At 70.8% G+C, this 17,733-nt stretch carries 9 protein-coding genes; 6 read left to right on the plus strand and 3 right to left on the minus strand.

Annotation, left to right across the window (positions count from 1 at the left end):
- Positions 1-268: 268 nt before the first annotated feature.
- Both ACIOGX_RS08435 and ACIOGX_RS08440 read left to right on the plus strand, forming a co-directional pair.
- A complete protein-coding gene (locus tag ACIOGX_RS08435; protein ID WP_401911350.1) occupies positions 269-8,254 on the plus strand; it encodes an RHS repeat-associated core domain-containing protein in 7,986 nt (2,661 codons plus the stop codon).
- A 37-nt stretch (positions 8,255-8,291) separates the two neighbouring features.
- On the plus strand, positions 8,292-8,879 hold the full coding sequence (locus tag ACIOGX_RS08440) for a DUF6000 family protein (protein WP_401911353.1): 588 nt from the start codon (positions 8,292-8,294) through the stop codon (positions 8,877-8,879).
- Positions 8,880-9,010: 131 nt separating this feature from the next.
- Here the strand turns inward: ACIOGX_RS08440 and ACIOGX_RS08445 are convergent, their stop codons facing one another.
- Complete coding sequence (locus ACIOGX_RS08445) at positions 9,011-9,196, minus strand: hypothetical protein (RefSeq protein WP_401911355.1); 186 nt, start codon at positions 9,194-9,196, stop codon at positions 9,011-9,013.
- A gap of 318 nt (positions 9,197-9,514) precedes the next feature.
- On the opposite strand from ACIOGX_RS08445, the gene ACIOGX_RS08450 reads away from it, so the two are divergent.
- On the plus strand, positions 9,515-10,474 hold the full coding sequence (locus tag ACIOGX_RS08450; protein ID WP_401911357.1) for a Dyp-type peroxidase: 960 nt from the start codon (positions 9,515-9,517) through the stop codon (positions 10,472-10,474).
- An 86-nt stretch (positions 10,475-10,560) separates the two neighbouring features.
- On the opposite strand, the gene ACIOGX_RS08455 is transcribed toward ACIOGX_RS08450, so the two are convergent.
- On the minus strand, positions 10,561-11,136 hold the full coding sequence (locus ACIOGX_RS08455; protein WP_401911359.1) for a CGNR zinc finger domain-containing protein: 576 nt from the start codon (positions 11,134-11,136) through the stop codon (positions 10,561-10,563).
- Positions 11,137-11,328: 192 nt separating this feature from the next.
- Here ACIOGX_RS08455 and ACIOGX_RS08460 point away from each other — a divergent pair, with 192 nt between their 5' ends.
- A complete protein-coding gene (locus ACIOGX_RS08460; protein ID WP_401911361.1) occupies positions 11,329-12,510 on the plus strand; it encodes an epoxide hydrolase in 1,182 nt (393 codons plus the stop codon).
- Between the two features lie 120 nt (positions 12,511-12,630).
- On the opposite strand, the gene ACIOGX_RS08465 is transcribed toward ACIOGX_RS08460, so the two are convergent.
- Positions 12,631-13,440 (minus strand): site-2 protease family protein, encoded by an 810-nt coding sequence (locus tag ACIOGX_RS08465; RefSeq protein ID WP_356506971.1) that lies wholly within the window; start codon positions 13,438-13,440, stop codon positions 12,631-12,633.
- A gap of 275 nt (positions 13,441-13,715) precedes the next feature.
- Between ACIOGX_RS08465 and ACIOGX_RS08470 the strand changes: the two genes are divergently transcribed.
- Together ACIOGX_RS08470 and ACIOGX_RS08475 are read left to right on the plus strand one after the other, a co-directional pair.
- Complete coding sequence (locus ACIOGX_RS08470) at positions 13,716-13,856, plus strand: hypothetical protein (protein ID WP_401911363.1); 141 nt, start codon at positions 13,716-13,718, stop codon at positions 13,854-13,856.
- A gap of 42 nt (positions 13,857-13,898) precedes the next feature.
- Positions 13,899-17,573, plus strand: a complete 3,675-nt coding sequence (locus tag ACIOGX_RS08475) for an AfsR/SARP family transcriptional regulator (protein WP_401911365.1) — start codon at positions 13,899-13,901, stop codon at positions 17,571-17,573.
- The last annotated feature ends 160 nt before the right edge of the window (positions 17,574-17,733 follow it).

The raw sequence follows: 17,733 nt of genomic DNA on the forward strand, positions 1-17,733 counted from the left end.
GGGGCGTCTTGTGCTGTCGTCGTTCGCGTTCCAGTGTCCCCCATGCCCCGGGAACGTCCCGCCGCCGCCCGGCCGCCTTCCCGCCGGACCTCTGACCTGCCGGATGTCGCCTTCTGACCGCTGGATGTCGTCTTCACAGAGTTGGCATGAACTTGCTGATTTTGTGGTGCGACGGTGATCGTATGTGTGTACGTTGTGACCGTCCGCATGGGGAGTGTGGGCATCTTGGGCCGTCCATGGCCTCTTTTTGTTGCTCTGGGGAGGGCACGTGCGTCTGCACGGCGAGCGTTTCGGGGTCCATCTGTCCACGCGCTGGCGGTCGCTGACCGTCGGGGCGCTGGTGCTGGCGCTGTCGGCCGGCCTGGTGTCGGCCGAGGCGGCACCGCCGCCCGCGCCCACGTCCGGCGCGCCGTCATCAGCGCCGTCATCAGCACCGTCTTCGGCACCACCTTCAGCACCACCTCCGGCACCGCTTTCCGGGGCGAAGCGGGCGGCCGAGTCCGCGGCCGGGCCGGCGGGCCCGGAGCAGACCCGCGCGGCAGCCGCCGCCGAGGCCGCTCCGGCGGTCAGCGACGCCGTCTACGCGTACGACGCGGCCGGCCGCCTCGTCGGCATCACGGACCCGGCGGGCGAGACGGCCCGCTACCGCTACGACGAGGCCGGCAACCGACTGGGCATCGACCGGTTCGCGTCCGCCGATCTGTCGGTTCTGTCGCTGGTGCCGACCCGGGCCGCCGTCGGGGCGACCGTCACCCTTTCGGGAACGGGCTTCTCCACGACGCCGGGCTCGAACGCGGTCTCGTTCGGCGGGCGGGCGGCCGAGGTCGTGTCCGCGTCCGCGACGCGGCTGAAGGTCAAGGTCCCCGCGGCGGCCGTCACCGGGAAGGTGTCGGTGACGACGGGCGGCGCCACGGCCCAGTCGCCGGAATCGTTCACGCTCGCCGCGCCCGCGCCTTCGGTCACGAAGGTGGACCCGACGTCCGGCTACGCGGGCACCTCAGTGGTGCTCTCGGGGTCCGGGTTCGCCGCCGCCACCGCCGACAACGTGGTGAGATTCGGCGGCGGAGTCGTGGCCGAGATCGTCGAGCGGACCGACACGGCCCTGAAGGTGCTGGTGCCGGCCGGCGCCGCCACCGGACCGGTCGAGGTGGCCACCCCGGACGGCCGGACCACCTCCGCCGCCGCTTTCCGGCTGGTCGCCGGTGACGGCGGAGGTGAGATCGAGACCTCGGTGGAGACGTCCGTGACGGACGAGACCCCGCCGACGGTCTCCGTGACCACCCCGGGCAACCAGGCGCAGGTGGTTTTCGACGCCGATGCGGGCGACGACATCAGCATCGGTTTCACCGAGTCGACCTTCAACCAGACCGTCACCGTCCGGCTGCTCGACCCGCAGGGAAAGCGCCTGGAGTCCGCCGCGTACACCGGCACGGCCGGCGACTGGGAGATGACGGACGTACCGGTGAGCGGCCAGTACTCGGTGATCGTCGACCCCGGCACGGGCAATATCGGCTCGGTCAAGGTGACCGTGTCCAACCCCCGGATCTCGGTGCTCGACCTCGCGGGACCGGCGGCCGACGCGCAGTTCACCCGGCCCGGACAGGACCATCTGCTCACGTTCCCGGCCCTGTTGGGCGACTCGCTCAGCCTTGGTATCGACGCGACCGGCCTGGCCAAGTCGACCTACGCACGACTGTACGGCCCCGACGGGGCCGAGATCGACAAGGTGTACGTCACGGGGACGCGGATCGGCGGCCTCGACGTGGACGCCCTGACCCAGTCCGGCACGTACACGCTTCAGCTCGACCCGGACGCCGCCGCGCTGGGCACCGTCAAGGTCACCGGCTCGCACTACGCCGACGCGGGCACGCTCACCGCGACCGGCCCCGCCCTTGACGTATCGCTGATCCGGCAGGGGCAGCAGGGCCGCGCCCAGTTCTCCGCGCAAGCCGGCCAGCGAGTGTCGCTCGGTGGGTCGGCGACCGGTTTCGGCAACTCCACCCGGGTCGAGATCCACCAGCCGGACGGCGCCCTGCTCGACTACTTCCTCGTCCCGGACGCCGACGCGGGCCAGTGGGACAGCGCCACGCTCACCACATCGGGCACGTACACCGTCGTCGTGAAACCGGGCAGCCCGCTCGGCACCGGCAAGATGACACTGACCCTGTCGCGCCCGCTCGCCCTCGCGGCGCTCACCACCACCGCCAGTGCGTCGGCGGTGAACATCACCCGGCCGGGGCAGAACGCCGAATCGTCCTTCCAGGCGCAAGCGGGCGCGGATCTCTCGCTCGGCTTCACCGCCAACACCTTCCCGCAGTACCTCGATGTGACGGTGACCGCGCCGTCCGGCGCGAAGGTCATCGACGGGGTGAACGTCACCGCGGGCGCGGCCACGACGATCCCGCTGCCCGTGTTGACCGAAGCGGGTACGTACCAGGTGGTCCTCGACCCGAACAAGGGCGCCGTGGGGGCGACTTCACTGACCCTCTCCGCCGTCGCGCGCGCCACGCTCACCGCCGACGGAGCCCAGCAGCCGACGACGGTCGCCCGCGCGGGCCAGCGGGTACGGGCCACGTTCACGGCCCCGGACACCGCTGCCCTGGGGCTCGCCGTCACCGCGAACACCATCGCGGAATCCACCGAGATCAGACTCATCGGACCCGACGGCGGTGCGGGCACGCTCGTCGGACGCGTCGCGAGCAAGGCGTCCGACACCTTCTATCTGACCGGCCTCACCTCGGGAGCCGCGTACCAGCTGGTGTTCGAGCCGGCCAAGGCCACGACCGGAGCCATGACCCTGTGGCTGTCCAAGCCGGTCAAGGCCGGCACACTCTCGACCACCGCACCGACGCTCACGGGTGAGATCACCCGGCCGGGCGCGCAACTCGAATTCGGCGTCAACGCGGTGACGGGCTACGGCGCCGCGGTCGTCTTCAGCGGCACGACGCTCACCGAGACGTCCGCGCTCATCCACCGGACCCCTGGTGGTGTGGAGGACAACGTCGGTTCGCTGAGCAAGGCGACCCTGGACGCCGATCTGCGGGCCCCCCTGGCGGTCGGCGGCCACCGGGTGTTCGTACGTCCCAACGGCTCGGCCACCGGAAAGACCACGGCCACACTGGTCCCCAACGTGACCGGCGGCGCCCTGGCCACCACCGGCACGAAGAAGTCCGTCGCGATCGCCACGGCGGGCCAGAACGCCCACTACACCTTCACCGGTACCGCGGGGCAGAAGCTCACGCTCGGTCTGGACACACCGCCGGGTGCCTGGTCGCTGTCGGTCCATGGTCCGGACGGGAAGTGGCTGGTCGACGGCCGGAACATGAGCGCGACGACGGTGAGCTACGCCCTGCCGGCGCTCCCGGCCAACGGCACGTACACGGTGTCGGTCGACCCCAACTCGCTCAAGACCGGTACATGGAACCTCGGACTGACCGCCGCGGCCACCCTCCGAGCGGCCACGGCGGCCACGGCGGCTGACAAGGTGGCCGGGGCCGACAAGGCGGCCGGGGCTGATGAGCCGACGACTCCGAAGCCGCCGGCCGCCGGTGTCACCCCGGCCGGCGCGGACGCCTGGCAGCCGGACAAGGGGAATCTCTCCGGCCACGACTGGCTCACCCGCCGCGGCGACGCCCCCAAGGCCCCGCCCACACTGCGCGCCCCGCCCAAGACCACGGCGCTGACCGGGCATGTGCTCAGGCTCGACGGCAAGCCGCTGGCCGGGGTCACCGTCTCCGTGGGCGCGAAGACAGGGCGGACCGACGCGGAGGGCAGGTTCCTGCTGGCCGGGATCAGCCCGGAAGCGACCACCCTGGTGGTGGACGGCGCGAGCGCCAACACGAAGCAGCGGCAGTACGGCAGGTTCGACATCCGGATCCGTCCCGAGGCGGACACCTCGGTCGACCTCGGCTTCCCGGTGTGGATGACGCCGCTGGACACGAAGAACACCGTGCGCTTCGCGGCCCCCGCGAAGACCGACGTCGTACTGAGGACCCCGAAGATCCCGGGCCTTGAGGTACGCATCCCCAAGGGCTCGGTGGTACGGGACGAGAAGGGCCGCCCGGTCACCGAACTGGGGATCACGGCGATCCCGATCGACCGTCCACCGTTCCCGCTGCCCGAGAACGGCGTCGTGCCGGTCTTCTTCACCGTGCAGCCCGGCGGTACGTATGTCTTCCCCGAGGGCGCGCAGATCGTCTACCCGAACTACACGCGTGAAGCCCCTGGCACCCGCGTCGAGTTCATGGACTACGACCCGAAGAAGAAGGGCTGGTACGTCTACGGCCGCGGCCAGGTGTCGGCGGACGGGAAGCAGGTGGTGCCGGACGCGAAGACCCGCGTCTGGGCCTTCCACGGCGCGATGTTCAACACCGGCGACATCCTGCCCTGGGACATGGGCTGGCTCCAGGACGTCATCGACTGGCTGTCCGGTGACCCGGTCGAGCTGACCACCGGAATGCTCACCGACTCCCGTACGGATCTGGCGGTCGGCGGCGCCCTCGGCTCCGCCGAGATCACCCGTACCTACTGGCAGGGCGATCCGGAGAAGCGGGCCTTCGGCATCGGCCGTGACCTGTCGTACAACGCCTTCCTGCACTCCAAGAAGCAGTGGCAGGAAGTGGATCTGTATCTGCCGGGCGGCAGCAAGACCCACTTCACGCGCACGTCGGCGGGCACCGACTGGACCAACGCCGTCTTCGAACCGCTCGACAGCCCCTCGGGGTTCCGCGGATCGAAGCTGGTGTGGAAGGGGTACGACGGCGGCTGGGACCTGACCTTCCGCGACGGCTCGGTATGGGTGTTCCCGCAGTACGCGCCGCTGAAGGAGATCCGGGACCGGCACGGCAACGCCGTGAAGATCACACGGCTCGACGGCAAGCGCGGCGACATCACCCGGATCAGCGCGCCCGGCGGCCGGTGGATCTCGCTGGCGTACGACGCCCAGCACCGTGTCACGGGGACGAAGGACAACGCGGGCCGCACCACGGCGTACACCTACGACACCGCGGGACGCCTGGACACGGTGACCGACCCCGCGGGCAAGGTCAGCCGTTATACGTACGACGGCACCACGAACCGGATCAGGACCGCCGTCGACGCCCGTGGCATCACGTACATGTCCAACACCTTCGACGCGGCCGGCCGGGTCAAGGAACAGACGCTCACCGAGGGCGCGAAATACGCCTTCGAGTACACCCAGACCGGCGCGGGCAAGATCACTTCGGCGACCGTGACGCAGCCCGGCGGCGCTGTGCGGCGGGTCGAGTTCGACGCGGACGGCTACGGCGTGTCGGACACCCGGGCGCACGGCAGCACGCTGGCCCGCAAGACGGTGTACGAACGCGGCTCCTACCACCGGATCGACGCGGTCACCGACCCGTACGGCCGCCGCACCGAACTCGCCTACGACGCCAACGGCCATGTGACCTCGGCGAAGGAACTGGCGGGCACACCCCAGGCCCGTACCTCCGGCACGGCGGTGTACGACGGCCCCTACGACCAGCCCACCACCCTCACCGACCCGCTGGGCAGGACGACCACCCTCGACTACGACTCCGCCGGTGATCTCCGGACGGTGACCGACCCCGAGGGCCGGCCCACCGCCGTCACCCACACCCCCGACGGACAGCTGAAGACGGTCACCGATGCCTCCGGCGCCGTCACCGAATACACCTACCAGTACGGCGAATTGACGGAGGTCAAGGACGCCGAGGGCGGCACGGGCCGCCAGTTCCTGGACGCCGCGGGCCGGCCGGTGGTCACGACGGACGCGTCCGGCGCGCGGACGACCCTCACCTACGACGCGCTCAACCAGGCGCGGAAGGTCACCGATCCGCTCGGCCACACCACCGCCCTCGACTACGACGACAACGGCAACCTCACCACCCTGACCGACGCCAGGAACAACGCCACCACCTGGGTGTACGACAACGCCGACCGTCCCACGTCGGCCACCGACCCGCTCGGGGCGCGGGCGCTCTTCGGCTACGACCCGGCGGGGCAGCTGACCAAGGTCACCAGCCGCGCGGGCCAGATCGCCACCGCGGAGTACGACCTGCTGGGCCGGGCCAAGAACGCCAGGTACGGCGTGGACGCGGCGGGCCAGGCGCAGTCGGCCACCACGTACGCCTACGACGGTGTCGACCTGCCCAAGACCGTCACCGACACGGTGTCCGGCACGCAGTCCTTCACGTACGACGCCTACGACCGGACCAAGACCGTCACCGGCCCGACCGGCACCGTCGGCTACGACTACGACGGCGCGGACCGCCGCAAGGAGATGACGGCGGCCGGGACGACCACGGCCTACGGTTACGACACCTCCGGCATCCTCACCTCGGTGACCACCGGCGGCCAGGCCGTCACCTTCGGACTGGACGCGGTCGGCCGCGAGAAGACGGCCGCGCTGCCCGGCGGTTTCACCCGCACCACCGGCTACGACAAGACCGGCACCATCACGGGCATCTCCTACACCCGCGCTGGCGCCACCGTCGGAGACCTCACCTACACCCGCGACGAACGAGGCCTCCAGACCGGCCTGGCCGGCACCCTCGCGAGCATCGCCCTCCCGGCGGCCGAGACGGGCGCGGTCTTCGGCAAGGACAACCGGCTCACGACGTTCAACGGCCGCTCGTTCACGTACGACGCCGAGGGGCAGCTGACGTCCGACGGCAAGCGGACGTACGACTGGAACGCCCGGGGCGAACTCACCGGCCTGACCGAGACGGGCGGCCGGAGCAGCACCTTCGCCTACGACCCGCTGGGCACGCGCGGCGCGAGGACGCTGGGCGGCACGACCAGCAAATTCCTCACGGACGGCTCCAACCCCCTGGCGGAACAGTCCGGTTCGGGCGAGACCACGGCCACGGTGGCCACCTCAGGACTGGACGAATTCCTCACCCGCACGGAGAGCGGCCGGACCCAGGTCTACCTGACCGACGCCCTCGGCACGGTCGTCGGCCTCGCCGACCAGGACGGCACGATCGCCACCCGCTACACGTACGACCCGTACGGTCAGCCCACGGCGTCCGGCGCCGCGTCCTCGAACCCGTACACCTTCACCGGCCGGGAGAGCGACGGCACGGGCCTGCTCTACTACCGCAACCGCTACTACGACCCGGAGACCGGCCGCTTCATCTCCCAGGACCCGATCGGGTTCGCGGGCGGGGCCAACCTCTACCAGTACGCGCTGAGTTCGCCCACGACGTACACCGATCCCTCGGGCAACAATCCTCTTCTGATCGGCTGCGCGGGCGGTGCCCTGTTCGACGGTGGCCTGGACTGGCTCACCCAGCGCCTCTCGGGCCGCAAGGTCAACTGGGGCCAGGTCGGCTCGTCGGCGGCACTGGGCTGCCTGACCGGAATGCTCGGCGGGGCGGGCAGCGGCGGCAAGCTCGCGGGCCGCGTCGGCTGCAAGAACAGCTTCACCGGCGACACCCCGGTCCTGATGGCGGACGGCACCCGTAAACCCATCAAGGACGTACGGGTCGGCGACAAGGTCCTCGCGACGGACCCCGAAACCGGCGAGAGCGGTCCGCGCGAGGTCACCACCCTGATCCAGGGGTCCGGCGACAAGTCCCTGACGGACATCACCGTCGTCGCCACCACCGAGGACGGCAAACCCGCCAAGATCACCGCCACCGACGGCCACCCTTTCTGGCTCCCCGACGTGAAGGAATGGACCGACGCTGGCGACCTCCAGCCGGGCCAGTGGCTCCGCACCAGCTCCGGCACCTGGGCCCAGATCACGGCGATCAGCCACCGCACGAAGTCGATGACGGTCTACAACCTCACGGTCGACGACCTCCACACGTACTATGCGCTGGCGGGGGTCACACCGGTACTCGTTCACAACTGCAACTCGTCGGTCGACGATGTGTTTGCTCGGGCCGCTGAACTCGGCGACTCCAGTGGTGAATACCTCTACCGAGGGATTACCAACAATCACTACAAGCTCGCGGAAGCGAGGGCAGGTATTGCGGAACCTCGCGGCGGCCACAGCGATCCTGTTGCGCACTCGGGTGACAACACGGAGAGTGTTTTCACATCTTGGTCACCTGACCTGGAGACAGCGCGAGAATTTTCAGAGGAGTTCGGTAGTTCGGGGGCTCTGGTTCTCAGGATTCCGCGTAGTGCAATCGATCCAAGCCGCATGAGAGTTGCCGGACAGCGAGGACTCGAAGAGCTGGAAGTCCTCATTGAGGGTCGCGTCACAGGCTGCCAGGTGAGCTGTGAATGGGGGCCGTTTAGGTGACAGAATCGAAGTAGCCGGGTCCGGGAGAGGGGTTTGAGTGTCTGGAACCAGTGCGGGTGATCTGTTTGCGCGCTATTGCTTGCCTGGGAACAGGTATAAGAAACTCCTCTCCGGGAGCTTCATGAGGGTTGGCCGTGAGCAGGCCCTTGAGTTTGGCGCAGCCTTGATGGACGACGGTCGGCGGGCGTCGGCGAGCGAGCTAGAGCAGCTCCTGGGCGGCGACTGGCGGGAGGCTCTTACGGCGTGTTGGCTAATCGGGTTTGCGCAGAGATCTGAATTTCGAGATGAGCTGCACAGGCTTATCGATGAGGGGGGCGCCAGGCACACGGAAAAAGGCGTTGCATTCGCGCTGGCTCGGTTCTGTCAACCCTCTGATGCGTATGCCTTGAAGCGTTATCTGGAGCACAGTCTGAGCGAGCTGAAAAATCGGGGAAACCAGCCGTGGTGCCTTGGTGCGCTGCTGTATATCGAGAGGCGTTTGGGCGTACGGATTTCGCAAGATCTACTTGCGTCCGAAGGGCTGTGGGATCGATGGTCGGCGGCAGGCTTCCTTGAGGCTGTTGATCCTTCCCATTGGGAGAGGGAAGTGGCAGGCTGGATTGCGCTTGCCGAGAGCCTGGACTGATCACTGGCAGGCTATGCCTCCACCCACTTCTGAAGGCTTCATTTGCTGAAGCCGTTCGTGATGGCGAAGCCCCGCCGGGTGCGTCCTGGCGGGGCTTCTGCATGAGGTGACGGCAGTAGTTGACGGCAACGTCAGCGGACGAGTGAGGCGCAGGGTGGCGGTTCGTCGCCGTCGGAGCGTGCCGTCTCGGTGGTCTCCCGGGCGACGAGCGCGGTGCCGAGGGCGTCGATGGCGTCTCGCTGGAGTCTGAGTCGGACGTGGGCGTAGACGGTGGCGGTGACGCCGATGTGGGCGTGGCCGAGGAGTTCCTTGATCACGACGAGGTCGACGCCCTGCTCACAGGAGCGGGATGCGGCCGGCCCTGGGGCGCGGTGGATCGTAGAGTGCGGGGCGGCCGGTCTTGAGGGCCATCTCGGCGGGGGCGGTGTGGGGTTCGGTGCCGCGTGGCCGGTCCGTTGTTCGGTGTGGGAAATCCAGTTCAGGGGGAAACACGCGTGGTCAGACGGAGATCTTTGCTGCTCGCTTCCTCGGCGGCCGGGCTCGCGGTCGGGGGTGCCGCCGTCTATGGCGTGCGGGCCGGGGCCGAGAGTGGTGATGGCGGTGGCGTGAGCCGGGGCGGGGGCCCGGGGGAGCGGATGCCCGTGCAGTTGAGGGGGGTGCGGCCGGAGGGGCGGGTGGCGATGGTCGCGCTCGATCGTGGAGTGCGTGGGGGTGAGTCACCGGCCGTCCTGCGGGAGTTGGTGAGCGGTGTGCGCGCTCTGGAAGGGGCCGGTCTCGCCGTGGGGGTGGGGCTGGGGGCCGGTGCGTTCGAGGCCGGTGGGACGCGGCCTCGTCAGCTCGTCGGCATGCCGCCCTTCCCCGGCGACCTGCTGGATCCGGCGCGGTCGCACGGTGATGTGCTCGTGCAAGTCGCGGGGGACCGGGTCGCCGATGTGCGGGCGGCGGTCGAGCGGCTGCTGCCCGCCGTTCCGGGGTGGCGGGAGCGGTGGCGGATCGAGGGGTTCCGGGCCGAGAACCGGGAAGAGGGCGGCCGGGGGCTGGCCCGTAATCCCTTCCACTTCACCGAGGGGTTCGGGAATCCGTCGGGCGACCGGGAGACCGCCGATCGCGCCCTCGTACAGGCAGGTCAGGGCGAGCCGGACTGGGCCGTGGGCGGGAGTTATCAGGTCGTACGGATCATCCGGTTCGCGACCGATCTGTGGGACAAGGACTCCGTACCCGAGCAGGAGCGGATCATCGGGCGCCGCCGCGACGGGCGATGGCTCGACGGGGCGCCCACGGACGAGGAGCCGAACTTCGCGGCCGATCCCAAGGGCCGGCTCACCCCGCTCGACTCACACGTACGGCTGGCCGCGCCCGACCGCCGTGAGCCGCCGCCGCTCGTACGGCGCAGCTACAGCTACGACCGGGGTGACGGCGATACCGGGCTGGTCTTCTCGTGTTTCCAGCGCGATCTGGCCAGGGGGTTCGAGGCCGTGCAGAAGCGGCTGGAGGGTGAGGCCATGGCCAAGTATCTGCTGACCACCGGTGGTGGCTACTACTTCGTCCCGCCCCCGGGCGACCACTGGATCGACGCGCTCGTCCAGTCGTACTGACCGAGCACGTTGATCGAAAGCCATGGACGGCTCTTGTGGTGCCGTTGGCGTTGCCCCGAAAGCGACAGGTGCACCGAGAGCAGCGGCTACGGTGCTGATCCGGGGTTTTCGTGCTTGTGGGCATGGAAGCGCGCCTTCTTCTGGCGATTCCCGCACGTGTTCATGTCGCACCATTTGCGGGTGCGGCTCTGGCTGGTGTCGAAGAAGGCCGCTTGGCAGGTCGGCGACGCGCACAGGGCCAGTTTTCCGTCGCGTTCGCCCGCGATGATGCTGATCGCGTCGGCGGCGATCACGCCCAGGGCATCCTCCACGGAGGAAGCCGAGCCGAGTCGCCATCGCCGAGTGCCCTCGGGCGTCAGGACAGCCGCGGCCCGGCCTTGAGCGCTGCGGTCGTTGATGACCTGGACAGCGGACGCGGGGAGAGGGTCTCGGCGTGCGGCGGCTGTCGCGGCGGCGTGAATTGATTCCCTCAGCTCCCGGGCGCGTTCGAGCTGGGCGGGGGTGCAGGACTCCACGGCGAGGCCGCTCACCGCCAGCCAGTCGACGAGCCGGTTCGGCGTGGGGATGCGCTCCACGGCGTCGCCGCATCGCTCCGACAGGGTCCCCGTGAAGCTGGTCGCCAGCACCTTGCCGAGGCGGAAGTCGGGGAACCGAGCGCTCATGGAACCACCTTAGCTGGTTGCACGCCGCCATCGCGGCCTGCTAGAACCGTCTTAGCCGGTTCCGGCGAGTCCAGGCCGGTTCCCCCGATGGCCAGGAGGTCTCATGTCCACGCACTGGTGCGTCACCGACGCCGCGACCGCCATCGATCGTGGCGTTGTCATCACGTCGGCTCACCCCGGCGGAGGTGTCTCGTGAAGCGTCGAACCAGCGACGTGCACGCATTCGAAGCCCACGCGTCCGACACCGACCTCGACGACCTGCGCGCGCGACTGGCCGCGGCACGGCTGCCGGAAGCTGAGACGGTTCATCGCGCCGCGCCCGGCCCACGCCGATGGGGTCAGGGCGTTCCTCTCGCCGACCTCGTGGACGTCGTGAACTACTGGCGCACCGGGTACAACTGGCGGACGTTCGAAACGCGCCTCAACCAGATCGGCCAGTTCCGTACGACCATTGACGGTCTGGGAATCCATTTCCTGCACCGCCGGTCCACCCGCGCGGACGCCACCCCGCTGATCGTGACGCACGGCTGGCCGGGCAGCATCGCCGAGTTCACCCATGTGATAGACGAACTGGCGGATCCGGAAAACGCGGACGCACCGGCGTTCCATGTCGTCCTCCCGTCGCTGCCGGGTTTTGGTTACAGCGACAAGCCGGCCACCACAGGGTGGGGAATCGAAAAGATCGCGGCCGCGTGGGTGGAGCTGATGGCAAGGCTCGGCTATGGCGAGTTCGTGGCCCACGGCGGCGACTGGGGAGGTGTGATCACCACCATCCTCGGCGGCAGGTTCCCGGAGCACGTGCTCGGCATCCACACGACGACCGCGCAGGCACCGCCCGGATTGACAACGGACGGGCTGACGGCGGCCGAGCGCGAATGGACCGAGGAAACCCGCGACTTCTGGCGTCTCCGCGCGGCGTACGCGAAGCAGCAGGCGACCCGGCCGCAGACCATCGGGTACTCGCTCGTCGACTCACCAGTCGGGCTTCTCGCCTGGATCCTCGACAAGTTCGCCGAGTGGACGGATACCGAGGACAGCCCGTTCGAGACGATCTCCAGAGACAGCCTTCTCGACGACGTCACCCTGTACTGGCTGACGCGGACCGGCGCATCGGCGGCCCGCATCTACTACGAAAGCCACAACTCGCTCGACCCCGGACTACGGGTCGACGTCCCGTCAGCGATCAGTGTGTATCCCCGCGACATCGAGAAGTGCCCGCGCTCCTGGGCCCAGGAGCGGTACCGACGGATCGTCCGATGGCGGTCGCCCGAAACCGGGGGCCATTTCCCGTCGCTGGAGGTTCCCGGGTATTTCGTCAGGGATCTGCGAGAGGGCCTCGCGGCCGTGCTGGCCGCCGGCGGTGGTCGGTCATGAGGCGCCGACGCCGGGAGATACGCCGCGGACCCGTTGCCAACGCCGGGGAGATACGCCGCGGACCCGTTGCCGACGCCGGGGGACACGCCGCGGACCCTGTCCGGTCGGCCGTGGTGGTCGCTACTGGCCGGTCGGGCCGCAGATGTATTCGTTCCTCGTGTTCCAGAAGCTGAAGAGATCACGGCCGCAGTAACTGTCCAGCTCCGAGACCCCCAGCCCGCGCAGGATCGCGTGGATCAGGTCGAAGAAGGCCGCGTTCACCTGCGGGATGAAGAAGAGCAGGACGAAGACGGCGAGCAGTCCGTACGGGGCGATCGGCTCCACCTGGCGGCGGAACTTATAGGACAGCCAGGGCTCGACCACCCCGTACCCGTCCAGGCCCGGGACCGGCAGGAAGTTGAGGATCGCCGCGGTGACCTGGAGCAGGGCGAGGAAGCCGAGGGCGTAGCGGAAGCCCGTCGGGACACCGGACAGGGCGTCCAGCCAGAAGGGCGCGGTGCAGACGATGGCGAACAGGACGTTCGTCAGCGGCCCGGCCGCGGAGATCAGGCTGTGCCGCCAGCGCCCCTGGATGCGCTGACGCTCGATGAAGACCGCGCCGCCCGGCAGACCGATACCGCCCAGGATCACGAAGACCACCGGCAGCACGACGGACAGCAGCGCGTGCGTGTACTTGAGCGGGTTGAGCGTCAGATAGCCCTTCGCCCCGACCGAGATGTCCCCGCTGTGCAGCGCTGTACGGGCGTGCGCGTACTCGTGCAGACAGAGCGAGACGATCCAGGCGCCGGTGACGAACAGGAAGACGGCGATCCGGATGTTCGCCGCGAAATCCGTCCACACGGCCCAGCCCGCGACCGCCGTGACAGCGGCGATCCCCAGGAAGACGGGAGAGATCCGCCGGTCGCCGCGGCGGGAGGAGGCGGTGGTCATGGGTGGGTCTCCTCGGGGGCGTGGGACGGCGGTCGGACCGCCCTACCGTAAGCAGCGCGGGACGGTGGTCGGGGTCGCCCGACCGTACAGCCGACAGAACGGGAACGTCCGGGACCCCGATAACGTCTCGCCAACGGATCCCGGTTCCGGGAAGGCTGAGCGCATGGCACTGTGGAAGATCATGTACGACAGTCGGCAGAGGGAGTGCTGCGGTGGGAGCGCCGCGGAGAGCGTTTCTCCGTCGGCGACGAGTCTCTGTCGGCGACGAGGTCTCCTTGCCGCCGCTGATGCTGCCCGCGCCCGCACGGGACACCTCGACCTGGCAGGACCGCACGCTCGCCCGGCCGCCGGCGACCCGTCGCGACGACCATCGGCGCTCGGCGACCGGTGTGCTGGTCGGACTCACGACCGAATAGGCCGGGGCGGCCTTCCCGACGGCCTTCGCGGACAATGGGCGGATGCGCTACCGGCTCCTCGGCACCACACGGGCACTGCACGACGACGGCACCCCCGTCGCCCTCGGCGGTGCGCGGCTGCGTGCGCTGCTGACGGTGCTCGCCCTGCGGCCCGGCCGTACGGTCCCGGTCGCCCAGCTCGTCATCGAGGTCTGGGGCGGCGATCCGCCCGCCGACGCGGTGGGCGCGCTCCAGGCGCTGGTCGGACGGTTGCGGCGGGCGCTCGGCCCCGCCGCCGTCTTCTCGGTGGAGGGCGGCTACCAGCTGTGCGCCGACGAGGAGGACGTGGATCTCCACCGCTTCGGCCGGCTCGCCACCGAGGGTGCGCGGGCCCTGGCGGACGGTGACGCGACCAAGGCGGCGGGCCTTCTCGACGAGGCGCTGGCGCTCTGGCGCGGTCCCGCGCTGGCCGACCTCCCCGACCGTACGAGCGAGGCCGCCCGCTGGGAGACCCGCCGACTGGAGGCCCGCAGGGCGCGGCTCACGGCCGCGCTCGCCCTCGGCCGCGCGGAGGAGACGCTGCCCGAACTGGCCGCGCTCTGCGGTGAGTTCCCGCTCGACGAGCCCCTCCAGGCGCTGCGTATCCGCGCCCTGCGCGACGCGGCACGCCCGGCCGAGGCCCTGGCCGCGTACGACAGGGTGCGCCGCGCGCTGGCGGCCCGCCTGGGCGCCGACCCGGGCCCGGAACTGCGCGCCCTGCACGAGGAACTGCTCCGGGGCACCGGCGGGTCCGGCGCGTCCGGTGGGCCTGGCGGGACCGGTGGGCCCGGCGGGACCGGCGCGTCCGCCGGGGCCAATGAGCGGGAGCGGGCCGGGGGCGGCGGGCGGTCCGACCGTACGGCCGCCACGTCCCCCGGCCCCGTCCGCCCGCCGGACCGGGCCCCGCGCCCCGCCGCGCCGCCCGGCAACCTCCGGGCACGGCTGACCAGCTTCGTGGGGCGCGAGGGCGACATCGAAGCCCTCCGCGGTGATCTGGACCGCGCCAGGCTCGTCACCCTGCTCGGCCCCGGCGGGGCGGGCAAGACCCGGCTCTCGCAGGAGGCCGCGGAGCTGATGGCCGGGGGGTGGCCCGACGGCGTATGGCTCGCGGAACTGGCGCCCGTGAACGACCCGGACACCGTGCCCGAGGCCGTACTGACCGCGCTCGGCGCGCGGGAGACCGTACTGCGGGGCGCCGGGGCCGAGGAGCTGCGGGCCGCCGACCGGCACGCCGGTGAGCCGCTCGTACGGCTGGCCGAGCACTGCGCGCGCCGGCGCATGCTGCTGATCCTCGACAACTGCGAGCATGTGATCGGCGCCGCCGCCGCCCTCGCCGAGGAGCTGCTCGCCCGCTGCCCCGGGCTGACGATCCTGGCGACCAGTCGTGAGCCGTTGGGGGTGCCGGGGGAGTCGGTGCGGCCGGTGGAGCCGTTGCCGCCGGATCCGGCGCATCGTTTGTTCGCGGAGCGTGCGCGTGCGGTGTGGCCGGGGTTCGACGGGGCGGGGGATCCGGCGGCGGTGGCGGAGATCTGTCGTCGTCTTGATGGTCTGCCGCTGGCGATCGAGCTGGCGGCGGCGCGGTTGCGGATGCTGACTCCGCGTCAGATCGCGGACCGGCTCGATGACCGTTTCCGGCTGCTGACCAGCGGGAGCCGGACGGTTCTGCCGCGCCAGCAGACGCTGCGCGCGGTCGTCGACTGGTCCTGGGACCTGCTCGACGCGTCCGAACGCGCGGTACTGCGCCGGCTGTCGGTCTTCGCGGGCGGCTGCGGACTGACGGCCGCCGAGGCGGTCTGCGCGGACCACCCGGACGACCTGGACGACTCGGCCGGTACGGCCGGTACGGCCGCACAGGACGGCATGGCCGCATCGGCCACCCCCGGCACCTCAGGAGCCCCGGCCACCCCCGGCGCCTCTGGAGCCCCGGCCGCCCCCGGCGCCCCTGAAGCCCCGGCCGCCGTCCCGGATGCCCCAGCCGCCCCTGAAGCCCCAGCCGCCCCTGAAGCCCCAGCCGTCCCTGAAGCCCCGGCCGACCCGGGGGTCACCCACGTCGTCGCCTCCCAGGACGTCGCCCGCCTCCTCGGCTCCCTCATCGACAAGTCCCTCGTCGTCGCCGCCCCCGGGCCCGACGGCGACATGCGCTACCGGCTGCTGGAAACGGTCGCCGAGTACACCGCCGAGCGGCTCGACCAGGCCGGTGACCGGGCCGCCGCCGAGCGCCGCCATCTCGTGTACCACCGGGAGCTGGCCCGTACCACCGACCCCGTACTGCGCGGCCCCGGCCAGCACGCCGCGATCGCCCTCTTCCAGCTGGAGTACGAGAATCTGCGTACCGCGCTGCGCCGCGCCGTCGCCGCCCGCGACGAACAGGAGGCGCTCTGTCTCGTCCTCTCCCTCGGCTGGCTCTGGCAGATGCTCGATCTGCGCGCCGACGCCCGTCACTGGGCGGAGGCCGCCTCGGCTCTCGGACCCGACCCGTTCGCCCCGCCCGTGGAGCCGGCTCCCGCCCTCCCGGAGCGGTGCACGGACGCACCACCGCCCATGGCCCCCGAACTGCTCAAGGAGGCCAGGCGCCAGGTGCGGCTGATCGGGATCGTCAGCATGAATCACGACGCGGAGAACTGGGCCACGCCCGAACGGCTCGCGTGGCTGCGCAAGGTCGCCGACGCCTACCGGCCGGGGCTTCCGCAGACCTGCCGGTTCCCCGGCTCGCTGTGGGTCTTCGCGTACATGCTCAGCGGGGATCCACGGGGGCTGAGACGGGTCGTGGACGAGACCGTACGGGCCTGCGAGGGGCTGGGATACGACTGGGAGCTGGCCAGCGCGCTGCACATACGGGCCAATATCTTCTCGAACCGCGGCGACCGGGCCGGGGACGCGACCCGGGACACCAACCGCAGCCTGGAGATCTTTCAGCGGCTCGGCGACGCCTGGGGCATCGCCGAGGCGCTGTCCGCGCGGGGCGAGGCCAGGGAGAGGGCCGGGGAATACCGCCTCGCCGCCGACGACTACCGGGCCGCCATCGGCCACGCCGAAAGGCTCGGCGCGCAGAGTCAGGCCGCGCTGTTGCGGTCCCGGCTGGCGGCGACCATGTTCGAGACCGGCCAGGGCGAGGAGGGCGAGCGCATCCTCCGCGAGGTGCTGGCCGAGGGGCGCGACACCTGGCACGAGGCGCAGCCCGCGGCCCGGCTCTTTCTCGCGCTCTGGCTGGGCCGTACCGGACGCGGCGACGAGGCGCGGGAAGAACTCAACCATCTGCTCGACGTGTTCCGCTCCGAGACGCTGGCCACCTTCGAGGGGTTCGTCCAGGGCGTCTTCGCCTGGCTGGACTGCGCGGACGGCCGCTACGCCACGGCGCTGGAGGCGGCCCGCGCGGCCGTGGAGGCGGCGCTGACCCCGCTGTCGCTGATGATCGCCCCCGAGATGGCCGCGGTCCATCTGGTGACGGTCGCCTGGGCGCTGGGCGGTCTGGCCGCCGAAGCGGGCGACCGGGAGCGCGGCCGGGACGCGGCCCGGCTGATCGGCGCGTACGAGGCGCTGTCGCCCGCCGGGCACCACCCCGCGTTCTCGGAGCGGTACACCAGGAAGGGCGCGCGCGAGACAGTGATGGGTGTGCTCGGTGAGGCCGCGTTCGAGGAGGCACGCGCCGAGGGTGGCGGCCTCACTCTGGAGGAGGCCACCACCCTCGCCGGATGCTGAACCCGTCGTCGGGGGCCCGTCGTCCGCGGCCCGTCGTCGGGGCCGGTCGTCCGCTTCCCGTCGTCGGGGGTTCGTCGTACGGGATCTGTCGTCCGGGGCCCGTCGTCGGGGACTCGTCCTCCGGGATCCGTCCGGTCCTGGGCCCGTCGGGGCCCTGACG

Source organism: Streptomyces sp. NPDC088147 (genome assembly GCF_044741565.1).
In the GTDB taxonomy this organism is placed as follows: Bacteria; Actinomycetota; Actinomycetes; order Streptomycetales; family Streptomycetaceae; genus Streptomyces.

What these genes read in the sequence shown, in the direction of transcription:
- ACIOGX_RS08450 (WP_401911357.1), top strand. Translation starts at nt 9,515, where the DNA reads ATGCCCGTGCAGTTGAGGGGGGTGCGGCCGGAGGGGCGGGTGGCGATG.
- ACIOGX_RS08455 (WP_401911359.1), bottom strand. Translation starts at nt 11,136, where the DNA reads ATGAGCGCTCGGTTCCCCGACTTCCGCCTCGGCAAGGTGCTGGCGACC.
- ACIOGX_RS08475 (WP_401911365.1), top strand. Translation starts at nt 13,899, where the DNA reads ATGCGCTACCGGCTCCTCGGCACCACACGGGCACTGCACGACGACGGC.
- ACIOGX_RS08465 (WP_356506971.1), bottom strand. Translation starts at nt 13,440, where the DNA reads ATGACCACCGCCTCCTCCCGCCGCGGCGACCGGCGGATCTCTCCCGTC.